Raw genomic sequence first — 16519 nt, 5'->3', positions numbered from 1 at the left:
GACGCCGTTCGGCAAGGAAAATCGACATGCAGATGAAAGCCTTTGGCCGCGCCACGACCGCGCTCGCCGCGCTGGCGCTGCTCGCGTCCTGCGCGCAGCCCGTGGAATTTTCCGCAACGGGCGCCGACGCCCCCGCGCTCACGCGCGCCGACGACCTCGACTTCGCCCCGATGGATCAATCCATCGTGCAATGCAAAAGCGCCGCGCGCAAAGCCGGTGCGGGGCGCTGCACCCAGGTGCGCGCCTACGAGGCCTGCATGAAAAACAAAGGATATCTAACGATACTCGGGCCGGAGAATCCGCACGATTGCGGCGAGCCCACGTGGGAGCAGGATGCGCGAAAGTGGCTGCCGTGAGTCACGACAGCCGCCCCGCTTCATCGCAACGAAGACCGCCGCGAATCAGAACACCGGATGCCCGTTGATGAGGCTCGGCAGCCAGGTGGAGAACAACGGCACGTAGGTCACGAGATTGATCGCGCTGAAAATCGCCAGATAATAGGGCCACGCCACCTTGGTCGTCTCGCCGATCGAGACCTCGCCGATCGCGCAACCGATGAACTGCACCGAGCCGATGGGAGGATGCACGAGACCCAGCGCGCAATTCAGCAAAATCATGATGCCGAACTGCACCGGACCTACGCCGCTATGCATCGCGAGCGGCAGGAACAGCGGCGTCGTGATGAGAATGTGCGCGGCCATGTCGATGAACGTGCCCAGAAACACCTGAATGATGTTGATGTACAGCAGCATCAGCCATGGCACCGTGGTCGCGTGTTCGAGCACGCGCTCGATCGACTCGGGAATCTCCAGATACGCCATCTGGTAACGCAGCATGTTCGACACCGCGATCAGCAGCAGCACCACGCCCGTGGTTTTGGCCGCGCGCGAGAGCGCCGTGAACAGCAGCTTGCGCGTCATCGAACGATACACGGCCACCGTGAGCGCGAGCGAATACACCACGGCAATGGCCGCGGCTTCCGTTGCGGTGGCAATGCCGCGCGCCACGCAAAACAGAATGATGGCGATCACGAGCAAGCCCGGCAACGCGCCCAGAAACGCGCGCAACACCGCGAACCAGCCGGGAAACGCCTGCACGCGCGTGGTGCCGTCGGCGCTCATCGGATAGCCGAAGCGGCGCGCCTGCCAATACGCCGCGACCAGCACGAAGCCCATTACCCACAGCACCGGCAACAGGCCCGAGAACAACAGATCGCCGATCGAAACGCCGCTCATCGGCATGCCGTTCAAGGTGCCCGTGATCCCCTGCGCGGCGAACGCGTAGATGATCATGTTGGTCGACGTGGGCATGAGCGCGCCGGCCAGCGACGAATGCGTCGTCACGTTCACGGCATACGCCGCGCTGTACCCTTCGCGCTTCATGAGCGGAATGACTACGCCGCCCATGGCCGAGGTATCGGCCGAAGGCGAACCCGACACGCCGCCGAACAGCGTGCAGGCGACGACGTTGGCCATGCCCAGGCCGCCGCGAAAATGCCCGACGGCCGCTTGCGCGAAGCGCAGGATGCGGTCGGCAATGCCGCCGTGCAGCATCAATTCGCCGGAAAAGATGAAGAACGGCACCGCGAGAAACGAGAACGCGTTCATGCCCGAGATCATCGACTGCATCGCCGTGGCGGCGGGCAATCCCTCGTAGAAGTACGTGAGCACGCACGCGAGGCCGAGCGAGAACGACACTGGCACGCCCACCGCGAGCAGCAGTAAAAAACTACCGGAAAGAATGGCGAGTTCCATGTTTGCCTTGCCTTGATCGCGTGAGTTACGCGCCTTCGCGCAGGTGGCGTTCGGTGCGAACGAACAGCATCAACAGATGCTCGAGCGAGAACAGCACGATGCAGACGCTCGCCAGGATGGGAATGAAATAGCGCAGCGCCTCGGGCACGCCCAGAATGGCGATGCGGTCGTCCATGGTCGTCTCGGCCATTTGCCAGCAGCCGTAGAAGATCGCCGCGCCCAGCACGATCAGGCACAGATGCTGGAAGGCCTCGGCGATGCGCCGGCCGCGGGGACCGAACCGCTTGACGAGCGAATCCAGCCCGATATGGCCGCGCTCGCGCACCTTGAGCGCCGCGCCGAACATGGCGATCACGATCACGAGCAGCAGCGCGACAGGCTCGACGAAATCGGGCGCGTTCGCGAACACGTAACGCATGACGACGCCATAGAACACGAGCACCGTGAGCACGGCGAGCGCGAGGGAGGCGAGTATCGTCAGCAATTGGAAGAGAATGTCGTTCGCGCGCGTGAGGACACGCAGGCCGCGTCCCGGCGCGCGAGCGCCTTCGAGGCCGCGCGACGGCCCCGCCGCTTCTCCGTGGAGACGGGAAGCGGCGGAGTGCGTCGTTGCCTTGAGCGCCTTTTTCGGTTCGATCATGGCGTGTATGGCGTTGCTGCGTTGCCGCGTGATTACTGGATGGCCTGGATTTCGTCGACGATCTTCTTCATCTCCGGCGTTTTTTCGTACTTCGTCCACACCGGCTGCATCGCCTTCACGAACGCCGCGCGATCCACCTGCGTCGCCGGGATGATGGTCGCGCCGCCCTTCTGCACGGTCTTGCCCGCGTTGTCCTCGCGCGCGGTCCAGAGCTTCACGTAGTACGGCACGGAGTCGGCGGCGGCCTTCTTGATGGCGTCCTGCTCCTGCGGCGTGAGCGTGTCCCAGACCTTCTTCGAAAACACCAGCACTTCCGGCGTCATCGCATGCTCGGTTTCCGAGAAGTCGGGCGCTACTTCGTAGTGCTTGGTTTCCTCGTACGACGGCAGGTTGTTCTCGGCGGCATCGACAAGACCCGTCTTGAGGCCCGTGTAGACCTCGGCGAACGGCATCGGCGTGGGCGTGCCGCCCATTGCCTTGATTTCGTCGACCATCAGGTCGGAGGGCTGCACGCGCACCTTCAGGCCTTTCATGTCGGCCGGCGACTTGATCGGGCGCTTCGCGTAGATCGAGCGCGCGCCGCTTTCATAGAAGGTCAGCGCGATCATGCCCTTGGCCTTGAACGCATCGAGAATCTTCTGGCCTTCGGGGCCGTACATCACCTTGCGGAAATGGTTGATGTCGCGAAACAGGAACGGCAGCGAGGGAATCATCGACTCGGGCACGATCTCGTTAAACGCGGCGCCGTTCGCACGCACCATGTCCAGCGCGCCGATGCGCACCTGGTCGATGGTGTCGTTTTCCGAGCCGAGCGCGCTGTTGCCGAATACTTTTACGGAATCCTTACCATTGGTGGCCTTGGAGATTTCCTCGCCCATGAACTTGACGGCCATGTTGGTGGGAAACGTGTCGCTATGCACGTCGGCCACGCGGAACACGCGCGCTTGCGCGGCGCCCGTGGCGAGCGCGAGCGCCGCGGCCACCACGGTCATTGCGGTCGTTGCGGTACGGGAGTGGCGAAAAGTCTTTTTCATCGCTTACCTCAGGGAAAAATCTTGTCTCGATCGTTGCTCTCGTGCGCGCCGGAAAACACGGCACGCACGCGTGGTTGTCGTCGCGCGGGCCGCGTCACGGCCCGCCGGCGTGCGAAGCCGCTTGTGTGTCAGAAGCGATGGATGATGCCCGCGCCCACGCCGACCATGCTGCGCGACGACGAAGGCGTGCTGTTGAAACCGTCGCCGAGCGTGGCCGTGGCGCCGATGATGTGCGTGCCGCCGGTGCTCGAAGGCGCGAGCGTCTGGCCGTTCGCGCGCTGATACGCTTCGAGCGCGTAGAGCCCGGTGCGCTTGGAGAGCGTGTAGTACTGCGAAAGATTGAATTGCTGATACTGCGCGCTGCTCGTGATGCCGTTCGCCTTGGTCGCGCGCGTGTAGCTGTAGCCCGCGGCAAAGTCCCATGTCGAAGCGGGCTTCCAGTGCAGCACCAGGCCGCCCGTGTTGAAGATCGCGGTGTCGCGGAACGCCGAGCCGATGCCGGCCACGTATTGCACGTTCGAATACGTGGCCGTGATGTCGAACTGGCTGTTGAAGGTGTAGCCGGCGCCCACGGCAAGACGCTGCTGCGCCTGCGCCGACTGATAGCCGTTGGTCACGGCCGAGATGCCGGCCTGGCCGCCCGCGCTCGACGTGGTGGAATCGGCGCCGAACGCCCCGCCGCCAAGCGTGGAATTGTTGATGCGCGAGAAGCCCACGGCAAGGCCGACCGGCCCCATCGCGTACTGTCCCGCCGCCGACCACGTGGAGCCGCGATTGAAACTGCCCGGCACGCCGCCCAGCGAATACGAGCCGCTGAACGTGAAGCCCGCGATTTTCGGCGACGTATAGAGCAGCGTATTGTTCGCGCGATAAATGGTGTCGAGCCCGTCGAGGTCGCCCGGATGCGCGCCGTAGAAGCCGGTAAGCCAGGTGGTCGGGCTGTACGGCGCGAGCAACTGGTAATACGAGGCGTACTGGCGGCCCGCCGTGAGCGAGCCGTAGGCGGCGTTGGCGAGGCCCACGAACGACTGGCGGTTGAACATGAGGCCGCTCGTGGATTGCGCGCCGGTCGCGCTGTTGAAGCCTTCTTCGAGCTGGAACACCGCCTTGGTGCCGCCGCCCAGGTCTTCGGCGCCCTTCAGGCCGAAGCGGCTGCCGGCCCATACGCCGTTGATCATCTTGACCGCCGACTTGCCGCCCGTGGTCGAACCGAGCGAGGTCTGGCTCGACTGCCAGCCGAGGCCCGTGTCGATAATCCCGTACAGCGTGACGCTGCTTTGCGCGAACGCGGGCGCCGCGCCCGTCATCGCCACCCCCACCACGACCGCCTTCAGACGGCTTTTCTGCCTCGACATCACCAGTCTCCTTTGTTGTTTTTCGCCTGCCACGCTGCTAACGCTTTGGAAAACGTTTTCCGGAAATCTAAACACTTCCTTTCACGTTGGCTAGTAGGTAGTTACGCGAAGTCCCACGGGGAATTCGGACGCGGGAAAAAGACGCAACAAGGCCGCGCGCCGCATGGCGCGGGGCGTGCGTGCAGAAAGCGCAACGAGAGAAATCAGCCGCAGGGCGCGGTGGAATCGCGAACGACGAGGCTCGGTTCGAGCATGACGTGCTCGATGTCGGTGCGGCCGGCGAGCGCGTCGATCAGCATCTGCATCGCCAGTTCGCCCATCTTTTCGCTCTGGCCTTCGATAGTGGTCAGGCGCGGCTCGACGTATTCGCCGTACGGCACGTTGTCGATGCCCGCCACGGAAACGTCGCGCGGCAACTGGAAGCCCAGCACCTTGGCTTCCTTCATGAAGCCGAGCGCGATCAGGTCGTTGTAGCAAATCACGGCCTGCGGGCGCTTCGGGCCGAGCATCACGCGCGAGCACGCCGCAACGCCGCCCTGCGCCGTGGGCGCATGCGTGTCGTAGACGTCGAGCGTGAGGCCCGCTTCGGCCAGCGCCGAGCGCGCGCCCTCGATGCGCTCGTTGTTGATGGTTTCGGCGTCGAAACCGAGGTACGCAATGCGCCGGTGCCCGAGATTGAGCAAATGGCGCGCGAGCATATAGGTGGCGAGCGGATTGTCGAAACCCACGTTGGGAATCGCCACGCCGGGCACGCGGCGCAGCATGACGGCGGGCTTGCGCAATTCGAGCAGCCATTTGCCGATTTCCGCCGAGATCCGCGAGCTGATGAGCAGCCCGTCCACGCGCGGCGCGAGCGCCTCGATCAGCGCCCGCTCGCGCGCCGGGTTTTCCTCGGTATCGACGAACAGCAGCGTGTAGTCGTGCTGAAGCGCCACGCGGTTCGCGCCCTTCACCACATTGGTGAAATGCGGATTCGTGATGTCGAGAATCGCCACGCCGATCGTGCGCGTGCGCCCGGTAATCATCGAACGCGCGAGCGGATTCGAGCGATAGCCGAGCAATTCGATGGCGTCCTTGAGCTTCGCCTCGACAGTGGGCGTGAAGCGCTGGGTGCCGTTGACGTACTTCGAGACGGTCGCGACCGACACGCCGGCGAGAGCGGCGACATCGCGAATCGTCGGAGAACTGCTTTTCATGGCACGGCACTTTTTTCGGGGCGACGGCGTGCATTGTCGCAGAAACGGCCGCCCGCTCCATCGCCTGCCCGCCCGGTCGTATTCCACCATTGACGCTGCTTGCGCCGCTCGTTATATTGGAAAACGTTTTCTCGGAAATTTTCTTCGCACGCCCTTCACCCCCTTACCAGCTATTAGGGAACCCCGATGCCCCAGCACTCTTCCTCCGGCAAGCCGTTCGGTCGCCTGCTCCTCACCGGCGCGGGCGGCAATCTGGGCCGCCAGTTGCGCGGCGCGCTCGCCGACTGGGCCGACACCGTGCGCGTGAGCGACATCGCGCCGCTGGGCGAAGCCGCGCCGCACGAGGAATTGTGCCCCGCCGATCTCGCCGATCGCGAAGCGGTCATGAAGATGGTGCAGGACGTGGACGCCATCGTGCATCTGGGCGGCATTTCGATCGACGCGCCCTTTGACGATCTGCTCGAAGCGAACATTCGCGGCACGTACAACCTCTACGAAGCGGCGCGCAAACACGGCGTGAAGCGCGTGGTGTTCGCCAGTTCGAATCACGTCACCGGCTTTCATCCGGTCACGAGCGTGCTGGACACCGACGCGGCCCCTCGCCCCGACAGCCTCTACGGCGTGACGAAGAGTTTCGGCGAATCGCTCTCGCGCTATTACTACGACCGCTTCGGCATTGAAACCGTGTGCCTGCGCATCGGTTCGTCGTTCGACGAGCCGAAGAACGCGCGCATGCTCGTCACGTTCCTGAGCTATCGCGACTTCATCGAACTCGTGCGCTGCTCGCTGTTCGCCAATCGCGTGGCGCACGCCGTCGTGTATGGCGTTTCGGATAACCCGGCAAGCTGGTGGAACAACGCGAAGGCGGCATTTCTCGGCTACCGTCCGCGCGACAGTTCGGTGCCGTATGCGCAGCGTTTCCCGGCTGCCGCGCCGCACGCCGATCTCGCCGATCCCGCGCAGCGGTTCCAGGGCGGCCCGTTCGTGCTGGGCGAGCCGATGGAAAAAGCCGCGAGCTGAAGCGCGCCAAAAGAAAACGCGCGGCGACGCTTTCCTGCGTCGCCGCGCGTTTTTTTTCACGACGATGCCGCGCGCTCGCGGCATCGTCATGCCGTGGCCGCTTACGCGGTCATCACCGTCACCGACTTCGTGACGAGGTACGGCTCGAGCGCTTCCGGGCCGCCTTCCGAACCGTAGCCTGAATCCTTCACGCCGCCGAACGGCATTTCCGGCCAGGGCGTGGCGGGCTGGTTGATCCACAGCATGCCCACCTCGAGCGACTGCGAAAGCAGATGCACGTTCCTGAACGACTTCGTGAACGCGTAGCCCGCGAGGCCGTACGGCAGGCGGTTCGCCTCGGCGATGGCGTCCTCGAGCTTGTCGAAGCCGCGAATGGCCGCGACCGGGCCGAACGGTTCGTTGTTGAACACGTCGGCTTCGAGCGGCACGTCGGTCAGCACCGTGGGCGCGAAGAAGTTGCCCGCCGAGCCGATGCGCTCGCCGCCCGTGGCGACTTTCGCGCCGCTCTTGCGCGCGTTGTCCACCACGCTCGCCATCGCCGTGATGCGGCGCGCGTTGGCGAGCGGCCCGAGCGTCGTGCCTTCGGCCAGGCCGTCGCCGACCTTGAGGCCTTCGGCGTGCTTGACGAGCGCTTGCGCGAACGCCTCGCGCAAGCTGTTGTGTACGAGAAAACGCGTGGGCGAGATGCAGACCTGGCCCGCGTTGCGGAACTTGGCCGCGCCCGCCGCCTTCACGGCGAGTTCGACGTCGGCGTCTTCCGCGACGATCACGGGCGCGTGCCCGCCCAGTTCCATCGTGGCGCGCTTCATGTGACGGCCCGCGAGCGCGGCGAGCTCCTTGCCGACCGGCGTGGAGCCCGTGAACGTGACCTTGCGGATGGCCGGATGCGCGATCAGGAAGTTCGAGATTTCGGGCGGGCTGCCGTAGACGAGACCCAGCACGCCGGCGGGAATGCCCGCGTCGGCGAATGCGCGGATCAGTTCGGCGGGCGAGGCCGGCGTTTCTTCCGGCGCCTTGACGATGAACGAGCAGCCCGTGGTGAGCGCGGCCGAAAGCTTGCGCACGACCTGATTGACCGGGAAATTCCACGGCGTGAACGCGGCGACCGGACCGACCGGCTCCTTCACGACCGTCTGCTGCGCGTTGATGTTGCGCGGCGGCACGATGCGGCCATAGACGCGGCGGCCTTCGTCGGCGAACCATTCGATGATGTCGGCGGCCGAGGCCACTTCGATCTTCGCTTCGGCGAGCGGCTTGCCCTGCTCCTGCGTCATGAGGCGCGCGATCGAATCGACGCGCTCACGCACGATGCCGGCGGCCTTGCGCATGAGCGCGGCGCGCTCGTTGGCCGGGACCTTGCGCCATTTCGCGAACCCCGCCTGCGCGGCCTGCACGGCGCGCTCGAGGTCGTTGACGCTGGCGCGCGCAACCTTGCCGATCTTCTCGCCGGTGGCCGGGCTGACGACGTCGATGCTCGCGCCGCCTTCGCCGTCGAGCCATTCGCCGTTGATAAAGAGTTGCGTGTCCTGGTACGTATTAGACGTCATAAATCACCTTCAGTACGTGTCCTCGTGGAAACAAGCGTGCCGCAAACGACGCGAAAGACGGGCGACGAGAGGGGCCAGACGCTTGCGCTACAGCGGTGCCGTTGCCCGGATGCTTTAACCGCATCCGCAAATGGTAGAGCAAAAACGCAATCGGCGAGGGGCTTTCGCGCGCGCACGCAGCACGCCGGCGTGGTTTCCGGCCCCTTGGGCACGCGCTGACGACGCGCCGGCCGCGCGTGCGCCGATGCCATCGCCGTGTCATGCGCCGTGTCATGCACCGTGTCATGCACCGTGTCGTGCGCCGTGTCGCGCACCGTGTCATGCGCCGCGTGCAGCGCGGCCGCGTTGCGGCGCGTCACCGCCTGCCGTCCCAGGACACCGCATGCCGCCGGGTTCGAGGCAATCGTCCAACCGGCTGGAAATCGCGCCATTGGCTTGGACGCCCGCGCGCTTCCGCTCTACGATTCGCTTCACTGCCGACTTTGCCTGGACCGCCATGCCTTCGATTTCCGCCTATCTTCCGCAAGACCTCGACCGCGCGCTGCTCGTCGGCCGGGTCTGGCGCGCCACGCCCGACGGCGACGGCCCGTGTGTCGTCGTCGTGCGTCATGGTCAGGTTTTCGACATCACGCACATCACGCCCACCACGGCAGACCTGTTCGACCGCGACGACCTGATCGACGTCGTGCGCCACGCGGCCGGTGAACCGCTCGGCATCGTGCAGGCGCTCGTGGAGGCGAGCCTGCCGCCGCATCGCGAAGCGGGACGTCCGTACCTGCTCGCGCCGTGCGACGTGCAGGCGATCAAGGCGTGCGGCGTGACGTTCGCGGTGAGCCTGCTCGAACGCGTGATCGAGGAACAGGCCGGCGGCGATCCCGCCAAAGCCCAGGACGTGCGCGCGGAAATCACGAATCTGATCGGCACCGACCTTTCGAAGATCAAGCCCGGCTCGGCGGAAGCGCTCAAGCTCAAGGCGGAGCTTCAGCGCCGTGGCGCGTGGTCGCAATACATGGAAGTCGGGATCGGCCCCGACGCCGAGGTGTTTTCGAAATCGCAGCCGATGTCGGCCGTGGGATTCGGCGCCGATATCGGCCTGCACCCGGCTTCGGCATGGAACAACCCGGAACCCGAGATCGTGCTCGCGGTCGACAGCGCGGGCCGCGCCGTGGGCGCGACGCTCGGCAACGACGTGAACCTGCGCGACATCGAAGGCCGCTCCGCCCTGCTGCTCGGCAAATGCAAGGACAATAACGGCGCCTGCGCGATCGGGCCGTTCATTCGCGTGTTCGACGACGACTTCACGCTCGACACGATTCGCGCCACCAGCGTCGCGCTGCGCGTGGAAGGCGCCGACGATGGCTTCCTGCTCGAAGGCGTGAGCCACATGAAGGAGATCAGCCGCGACCCGCTCGATCTCGTCGCGCAGACCTGCGGGCAGCATCATCAATATCCCGACGGCTTCGTGCTGTTTCTCGGCACCATGTTCTCGCCGATCAAGGACCGCGACGCGCCCGGCGGCGGCTTCACGCACCATCTCGGCGACGTGGTGACGATCAGCGCGCCGCCGCTCGGCGCCATCGTCAACACCGTGCGCCTGTGTACCGAAATCGAGCCGTGGACTTTCGGCGTGCGCGCGCTTTATGCGAATCTCTGGGCGCGCGGCTACGAACTGGATTGAAGCGCTTTAATTCACGTTTTACTTCGCGCTTTACTTCGCGTTTTACTTCACGCTTTACCTCAGTTTTAACTCGCCTTTAGCGGCTTTTTAAGCGTTAGGTCGCCCTTAAGGCGCCAGGCCGCTTTTAAACCGTTAATTCGCTTCGGCAACTCGAATGCGCCCGGCTTCAAAGGGCGCATTTTCATTCGCGCCGCGAAAAAAGCGCAACAGAACGATTACATCGGATGTAATTGGCGCGCCGCGCGAAGCTTCTTATTCTTTGCCTGTCGCGCCGCCATTCCGGCGGCGCTCATGCCAAGGAACGATCATGTCCGACTATCGCGTTCATACGCTCGAATCCGCGCCCGAAGCCTCGCAGCCCGTGCTTCGGCAACTTCAGCAAGCATTCGGCCTGATTCCGAATATCGCCGCCGTCATGGCCAATTCGCCCGTGTTGATCAACGGTTTTATCGGCTTGTTCGAACGCGTGCATGCGAGCAGTTTGACGGAGCCGCAAATCCAGACGCTGCTGCTCACCAATGCGGTCACGAACGCGAGCGAATGGCCGGTGGCCTTTCACAGCGCGCTCGCGCTCAAGCAAGGCGTCGCGCACGAGGACGTCGAAGCGATGCGGCGCGGCGCGCTGCCCGGCGACGCGCGGCTGGCCGCGCTCTCCGCGCTCGCGCGCACGCTGATCGAAAAACGCGGCCGGCTGAGCGCGCGCGACCGGCAAAGCTTTATCGCAGCCGGATTCAGCGCCGAACAACTGCTCGAAGTGATCGCGGTGGTAGCCGCATCGACGATCACGAATTACGCGAGCAGCGTGACCGAACCGGCACTCGAAGCGCCGTTCGAAGCGTTTGCGTGGCATGCTCACGCAGCTTGAGGCGCTACCGTAAAGAGGAAAGCCGATGAACGCCAGCCGTCGCGACCCGAAAACCGCAACCGGAGAACTGGGCAGCCTGCTGCGCTATTGGCGCGATTTGCGCGGCGTGAGTCAGCTCGATCTGTCGTTCGAGGCCGGCGTCTCGCAGCGCCAGATCAGCTTTATCGAAAGCGGGCGCAGCGTGCCGGGCCGCGACACGCTGCTCGCGCTCGCACAAACGCTCGACGTGCCGCTGCGCGAGCGTAATGCGCTGTTGCTCGCGGCCGGTTACGCGCCGCTCTATTCCGAAGCGCCATGGAATGCGCGGGAAATGCACGCCGTCGTGCGCGCGCTCGAACGCGTCGTGCGCCAGCACGAGCCGTATCCCGCCGTCGTGATGGACCGGCACTGGAACGTGCTCATGACCAACGACGCCGCGCCGCGCTTCTTTAGCCGCTTTATCGACATGGCCGCGCGCAAGGGGCCGCGCAACATGCTGCATCTGATGTTCGATCCTCGCGGCATGCGCCCTTTCGTCGACGACTGGCCCACGGTCGCGCGCAGCCTGCTGCAACGCGTGCATCGCGAATCCATCGGGCGCGCCATCGACGACGGCACGCAGCAACTGCTCGACGCCCTGCTCGCCTATCCCGAGGTGCCGCGCGACTGGAGAACGTCGCAGACGGCCGCGGCGGCTTCGATGCCGTTCGTGCCGATCGGTTTCAAAAGCGACGGCGCCGTGCTGCGTTACTTCTCGCTGTCACGAGCGTGGGTGCGCCGCAAAACGTGAGCGCGCAGGAATTGCGGCTCGAATGCCTCTTTCCCGCCGACGACGAAACCGAGTCGCGTCACTTGGAATGGAGCGCGGAAAACGTCAACGCGCGAACCGGTCGGCATTGACGCTGCGTTACCGTCGCGCACTTTCTTGTTGGGTTTGGATTGCGTCAATCGAATGCCGCCTGCGCCGGGGCGCCAGGCGCTCGCGCAAGGTCTTGAGGATGCGATTGTGGTGTCTATTGGCTCAGGGCTGAACGCACAGGTTGCCGCGCCATCAAGGTGCGCTCGCGGCGTCGCGGTTCGTCAGGCAGTTAGTTGCAGTTAGCCGCACCGCAATATCAACTGCGACGCAAATGCAGCCGCAAACGCACGTCACGCCCGCGCGGACACGTCCGTGCAAGCCTGCCGGTCGCCGGGCGGCGCAGTCACCACGCGGTTGCGCCCCGTCGCTTTCGCCATGTAGAGCGCGGTGTCGGCGCGCGCCATGACGTCCTCGAGCGACTCGCCCTGCGCCACGCGGCTTACGCCCGCGCTGAGCGTGCAGCACACGCCGCTGCTGGGCGTTTGTTCGACAGCCAGCCGCAACGCGTTCGTCAGCGCTTCCGCCTCGGCTTCGAGCGCGCCCACGAACACAATCGCGAATTCCTCGCCTCCGAGCCGCCCGAACACGTCGCTCGGCCGCAACTGCCCCGACACCACCGAAGCGACGTGCCGCAGCATGCGGTCGCCTGCGGCGTGACCGAATCCGTCGTTGATGAGCTTGAAGTTGTCGATGTCGAGCAGCGCGACGGAAAGCGAAGGGCGCGCGTGCGACGACTCGCCCAGCATCCGGTTCGCCTGCGAGATAAAGGCGCGGCGCATGAGAATGCCGGTGAGTTCGTCGACGGTCGCGAGCCATTCCATGCGGCGAATCAAGCGGTCGTGCGTGAGCATCACCATGCCGATCGACATGCACGGCAACGTGACGATGGCAAGGCCGAGAACGAGCGTATTCCACGTCGTGGGCTGCAACAGCGTGCCGTGCGGCGCCACGCCCGCCGCAATGGCCGCGATGCGCGAGACGTGAATCAGCGCGCCCAGGTAGGCCGCAGCCGCCACGAACCGGTACGCGTAGCGCGCGCCGTCGCGCGGGGCGTAACGCAGCGTGAGCGTGCCGACCCCAATGCGCCCATACGCGAGGACCAGCGAAAAAAGCAGCACGCGCGCGTCCGTATCCGGCGATATTTCCGTGAAATACACCATGACGGCGAACGCGACGGCAGCCGCCGCCAGTTCGCGACGGCATACCGCGCTCATGCCGAAAAACTCGCGCGTGCCCTGCACGAGCAGCAGAACGGACACGATCGTGAGCAACGCCGTGACGACGATCACCCCGCGTGCGAGCGGCACGCCGCTCATTACCACCAGTAGCGACGCTGCCGCGAGCAGCGTGTACGCGAGGCACCAGCGCGCGAGCCCCGGCACCGCCGTGCGATACAGCGAACCCAGAATGGCGACGCTCGTCAGGCAAGACACGATCAAAATCCCGAACAGGGAGAGTGGGCTAAGCATGCGGGCGTCGGCGAACAGGTCGGGAAGTCGGAAGCGGCAAAAAACGGAATACGGAAAGAAAAACGAACGAAGACGGCATCGTGCCCCAATGCAAGGCCGATGCCTATCGTATCGCAGGTCGGTGTGTACACAATGACCTTCATTGCGCATCGCGCCCGGCCAGATGTGCGCAATCGTTTGCGAGGTCGTTCGAGGCCTGGCGAGCGCGTTGGGAGATCGAATACGTGTGAGGAATAGCGGCTGCGTAAGGGATTGTCCTGAATGGATCGCCCCGAATGAAACGCCCCGAATGCGGCCGCGCCACCGGCACGCGCTTAGGCGGTCTGCGCTCGCAGCCGCGCCTTTAGCCCGGCCAACGTGCTTTCGTGCGATTTCACGCACGCATCGAGCTTCGCGGCGTGCCGGGTCAGTTGCACGATCGAGGCGCGCGCCGCTTCGCACGCATATTTCGCATACCGAACCAATGTTTCGTGGAGGACGGCTTGCAACGCGCCATACAGCTTTTGATAGTCGATGTCGATGTCGATGGCATCGCCCATCGTGCGCTGGAGAGCGTCGAGATCGAGCGTGGCAAAGCCGTGCTCCACCGCATATTCGGCAAGTTGCGCATCGACTTCGCGGGCCAGCGCCGCGTCGATCGAGCGCGACAAGCCATCGCCCAGCGCCTGAATATCGCGCGTATCGGCATAGGTATCGAGCCATTCGGGCAACGCGGGCACGATGCCGCGCCAGGCCGAACTCACAATGCGCGTTTCGCATTCGTCCAGCGAATCGAGCGCCTGTTGCGCGGCCTCGTTCAATGCGGCAAGCGCGGGCAGCAGCGTGGCGTGCAGCACGCCCAGCACGTCTTCTTCCAGATGATGCAGCACGATCTCGGCATGCTTGCGCCGCTTGTAGCGCAACGCCGAAGCCGTCATCGCCCGCAACGACGCGTAAAGCCGCTCGAACCCGGCGGCTTGCATGGCCGCAGCGGTTTGTCCGGCTTCGCGCGCCACATAGGCGGAAACGGAAACGGGCGATTCGAGCAGCGTTACCGCAACGCCCATGCTCTGCAATTTTTCTTTCGCGCGCGCCGCAATGTCGGCTTCCTGCAACGCGCGAACGGCGGCGGATTTATTGCGCAAGACCTTGCGGATCGCGCCGTCCACCTCGTCTTCTTCGTAAGCGTCGCTGCGCGTGACGATGGGCATCAGCACCTTGCCGCGCCGCAATTCGTGGCCCAGTGCGTCGAGTTCCTGCATCTGGCCCGGCGAAGTGGAACTGGTGAGCCACAGCACGGCGTCGGCGCTGTCCATGAACTGCTGCGTGAGCGCGGCATTGTCGCGCGCGACCGAATGCAGGCCGGGCGTGTCGAGCAGCACCAGCGTTGCGCCGAGCACGACACCCTGGAGCCGCGACGTGGTTTCGGTCGAGCCTTCGCGCAAGCGCTCGTCCGTTGCCACGATCTTTCCCGCTTCGACATGAAAATACCGCACGGGCTGCCCGGATGCCGCAAAACGGTCGGCGAGAAAATTGCAGAACGCGCTCTTGCCCGCGTTGAACTTGCCGAATACGAGCAGCAGCGCTTTATCGCCGAACGAATCCGCCAGCGACTGCACCGCTTGCAGATTGGCGCGCCGCTGCGCCCAGGCGCGCGCGCTTTCGCGCAGCATCGCGTGGATCGAATCGATGCGGCGAGCGAATAGCGACTGTGCGTGGAAGCCCTGCTTTTCCAGCCGCTGCGCGAGCAAATCCGTTGCGAGACGTTCGCGCCAATCGTCCAGCGCCTGAAGCGTGGCCGCCAGGTCGCCGGCGGCGAAATCCAACGCGCCGACTTCGCGAATAAACCGCATTTCGTGGCTCGCGCTTTCGTTCATTCGCGCCGTTCCTGCATTTGCAGAGTTCGCAATGCCGCCGACGCTTTCTCCGCAGCGCCCAGCGCCGCCTCGATCTGCGCGATACGCTGCGCCAGCGCGCGCCGATCGTCGGAGAGCTCGAAGTAATGCGTGAAGTCGCGATGCAGACGCTCGCGCCCCGCCGCTTCGCCGAACATGCGCCGCAAGTCCTTGCGAAATTTCACCGAAACGCCCATGACCGCAATCATCACCGTATTCAGGCTATGCGCGGCCGTATGTTGCGCGGCGGGCAGCGCCACCACGCCATGACCCGCGAGAAAACTGTCGATGGCGATGCAGGCGCGCGAATACGCGATCTGGATATGCGCGCGCTCGCGCTTGCCTGCGGTAATGCCGTAATGATCTTTCGCGTGGTCGGGAACGAGAGCGCGATCTTCGCCGAACGCATTCAGTACCGGCTCGATCTCGCCGCTGACTTTGTCGATAACGGCCCGCAATCCGCGTTCGAATTCGTGCGCCTGTTGTTGCCGGGTTAGACGCAACTGTTCGAGCGTAAGCGTTTGCGCCGCGCGAAGCGCCAGCAATTCGCCGTTCATTTCGCCGAACAGCAACGCCGTTTCCTGCGCGCGCGCCTGCGGAATGCGAGCGAGCGCCGCGCGCAAGGCGGCGTTGAGCGCGGGAAAGCCGCTTTTTTCGAGCATCAGCGTCTTGCCGCCTTCGCGCCCCTTGCGATGCCGGACGGAAGACACCGCGTTGAGCGCAAACCCATGCGCCTGCGCGCTCACGGCTTTTTCGATCTTTTCGCGCTCGGTTTCGTCGGCGAGTTGATCCACTTGCGAAAGCACGAACAAGGTTTGCCGCGCGGTTCGCGCGCCGTCCTCGCGCAATTCGTGCAGCAACGCCAGTTCCTTCGCGTCCAGCTCGCCTTCCTTGGCGGCATGCACGAAAAGACGGATATCCGACTTGAGCCATGCCGCCTGCAACGCATGACGATCGTCTTCGGCGCCCACGTCGGCATCGAGCCCCGGCGCGTCGAGCCAGCGCACGCCTGCATGCAGACGGTCCGCCAGCACGATCGTCTCGCGCTTGTCCGACACCGAAAACGCATCGTGGCCAATTAGTTCGTTAAGCAAACTACTCTTGCCATGATTGTATTTGCCGATGACGGTCACGACCGGCTCGCCGCGGCTCACGAGCCGGTGCAGGCGCGCGAGATCGTGCGCGCGGCCCGGCAATACGGGCAGAACGTCGCGGGTGGCTTGCTCGCGCATTTCGCTGGACACCGGGG

General features: G+C 64.8%; 13 protein-coding genes and 1 pseudogene. 5 read left to right on the top strand and 9 right to left on the bottom strand.

Going from position 1 to position 16519, the window contains the following annotated elements:
- Positions 1-26: 26 nt before the first annotated feature.
- Positions 27-356 carry a hypothetical protein gene (locus U5805_RS05940; RefSeq protein ID WP_322102518.1) on the top strand — a complete coding sequence of 110 codons (330 nt, stop codon included), beginning with the start codon at positions 27-29 and terminating at the stop codon, positions 354-356.
- 45 nt (positions 357-401) lie between these two features.
- Here U5805_RS05940 and U5805_RS05935 read toward each other — a convergent pair whose 3' ends face one another.
- The 5 genes from U5805_RS05935 to U5805_RS05915 form a co-directional block, all read right to left on the bottom strand.
- Positions 402-1754, bottom strand: a complete 1353-nt coding sequence (locus U5805_RS05935) for a TRAP transporter large permease (protein ID WP_322102517.1) — start codon at positions 1752-1754, stop codon at positions 402-404.
- A 25-nt stretch (positions 1755-1779) separates the two neighbouring features.
- Positions 1780-2394: a TRAP transporter small permease gene (locus U5805_RS05930; RefSeq protein ID WP_322102516.1), complete on the bottom strand. Its 615-nt coding sequence runs from the start codon at positions 2392-2394 to the stop codon at positions 1780-1782.
- Positions 2395-2426: 32 nt separating this feature from the next.
- Entirely contained in the window at positions 2427-3428 is a 1002-nt protein-coding gene (locus tag U5805_RS05925; protein WP_322102515.1) for a TRAP transporter substrate-binding protein, read from the bottom strand.
- A gap of 128 nt (positions 3429-3556) precedes the next feature.
- Positions 3557-4783 (bottom strand): porin, encoded by a 1227-nt coding sequence (locus U5805_RS05920; RefSeq protein ID WP_322102514.1) that lies wholly within the window; start codon positions 4781-4783, stop codon positions 3557-3559.
- A gap of 203 nt (positions 4784-4986) precedes the next feature.
- A complete protein-coding gene (locus U5805_RS05915) occupies positions 4987-5979 on the bottom strand; it encodes a LacI family DNA-binding transcriptional regulator (protein ID WP_322102513.1) in 993 nt (330 codons plus the stop codon).
- Between the two features lie 186 nt (positions 5980-6165).
- Here U5805_RS05915 and U5805_RS05910 point away from each other — a divergent pair, with 186 nt between their 5' ends.
- On the top strand, positions 6166-6999 hold the full coding sequence (locus U5805_RS05910) for an NAD(P)-dependent oxidoreductase (protein ID WP_322102512.1): 834 nt from the start codon (positions 6166-6168) through the stop codon (positions 6997-6999).
- Between the two features lie 101 nt (positions 7000-7100).
- Here U5805_RS05910 and U5805_RS05905 read toward each other — a convergent pair whose 3' ends face one another.
- Positions 7101-8546, bottom strand: a complete 1446-nt coding sequence (locus U5805_RS05905; RefSeq protein ID WP_322102511.1) for an NAD-dependent succinate-semialdehyde dehydrogenase — start codon at positions 8544-8546, stop codon at positions 7101-7103.
- Positions 8547-9042: 496 nt separating this feature from the next.
- Here U5805_RS05905 and U5805_RS05900 point away from each other — a divergent pair, with 496 nt between their 5' ends.
- From U5805_RS05900 to U5805_RS05890, 3 genes and pseudogenes are all read left to right on the top strand, one after another.
- On the top strand, positions 9043-10224 hold the full coding sequence (locus tag U5805_RS05900) for a fumarylacetoacetate hydrolase family protein (RefSeq protein ID WP_322102510.1): 1182 nt from the start codon (positions 9043-9045) through the stop codon (positions 10222-10224).
- A gap of 307 nt (positions 10225-10531) precedes the next feature.
- Positions 10532-11089 carry a carboxymuconolactone decarboxylase family protein gene (locus U5805_RS05895; protein WP_322102509.1) on the top strand — a complete coding sequence of 186 codons (558 nt, stop codon included), beginning with the start codon at positions 10532-10534 and terminating at the stop codon, positions 11087-11089.
- A 25-nt stretch (positions 11090-11114) separates the two neighbouring features.
- Positions 11115-11968 (top strand): annotated as a pseudogene (locus tag U5805_RS05890) (helix-turn-helix domain-containing protein).
- 249 nt (positions 11969-12217) lie between these two features.
- On the opposite strand, the gene U5805_RS05885 reads toward U5805_RS05890, so the two are convergent.
- From U5805_RS05885 to U5805_RS05875, 3 genes are all read right to left on the bottom strand, one after another.
- On the bottom strand, positions 12218-13360 hold the full coding sequence (locus U5805_RS05885; protein WP_322102508.1) for a GGDEF domain-containing protein: 1143 nt from the start codon (positions 13358-13360) through the stop codon (positions 12218-12220).
- A 350-nt stretch (positions 13361-13710) separates the two neighbouring features.
- The gene (locus U5805_RS05880) at positions 13711-15252 is read right to left on the bottom strand and encodes a dynamin family protein (RefSeq protein WP_322102507.1); all 1542 of its coding nucleotides are present in this window, start codon (positions 15250-15252) and stop codon (positions 13711-13713) included.
- Positions 15249-16514 (bottom strand): GTPase, encoded by a 1266-nt coding sequence (locus tag U5805_RS05875; RefSeq protein WP_322102506.1) that lies wholly within the window; start codon positions 16512-16514, stop codon positions 15249-15251. The genes U5805_RS05880 and U5805_RS05875 overlap by 4 nt, the downstream gene beginning before the upstream one ends.
- Positions 16515-16519: the final 5 nt, after the last annotated feature.

Source organism: Paraburkholderia sp. J41 (assembly GCF_905220235.1).
In the GTDB taxonomy this organism is placed as follows: Bacteria; Pseudomonadota; Gammaproteobacteria; order Burkholderiales; family Burkholderiaceae; genus Paraburkholderia.
This window is presented reverse-complemented; position numbering and strand designations above follow the sequence as displayed.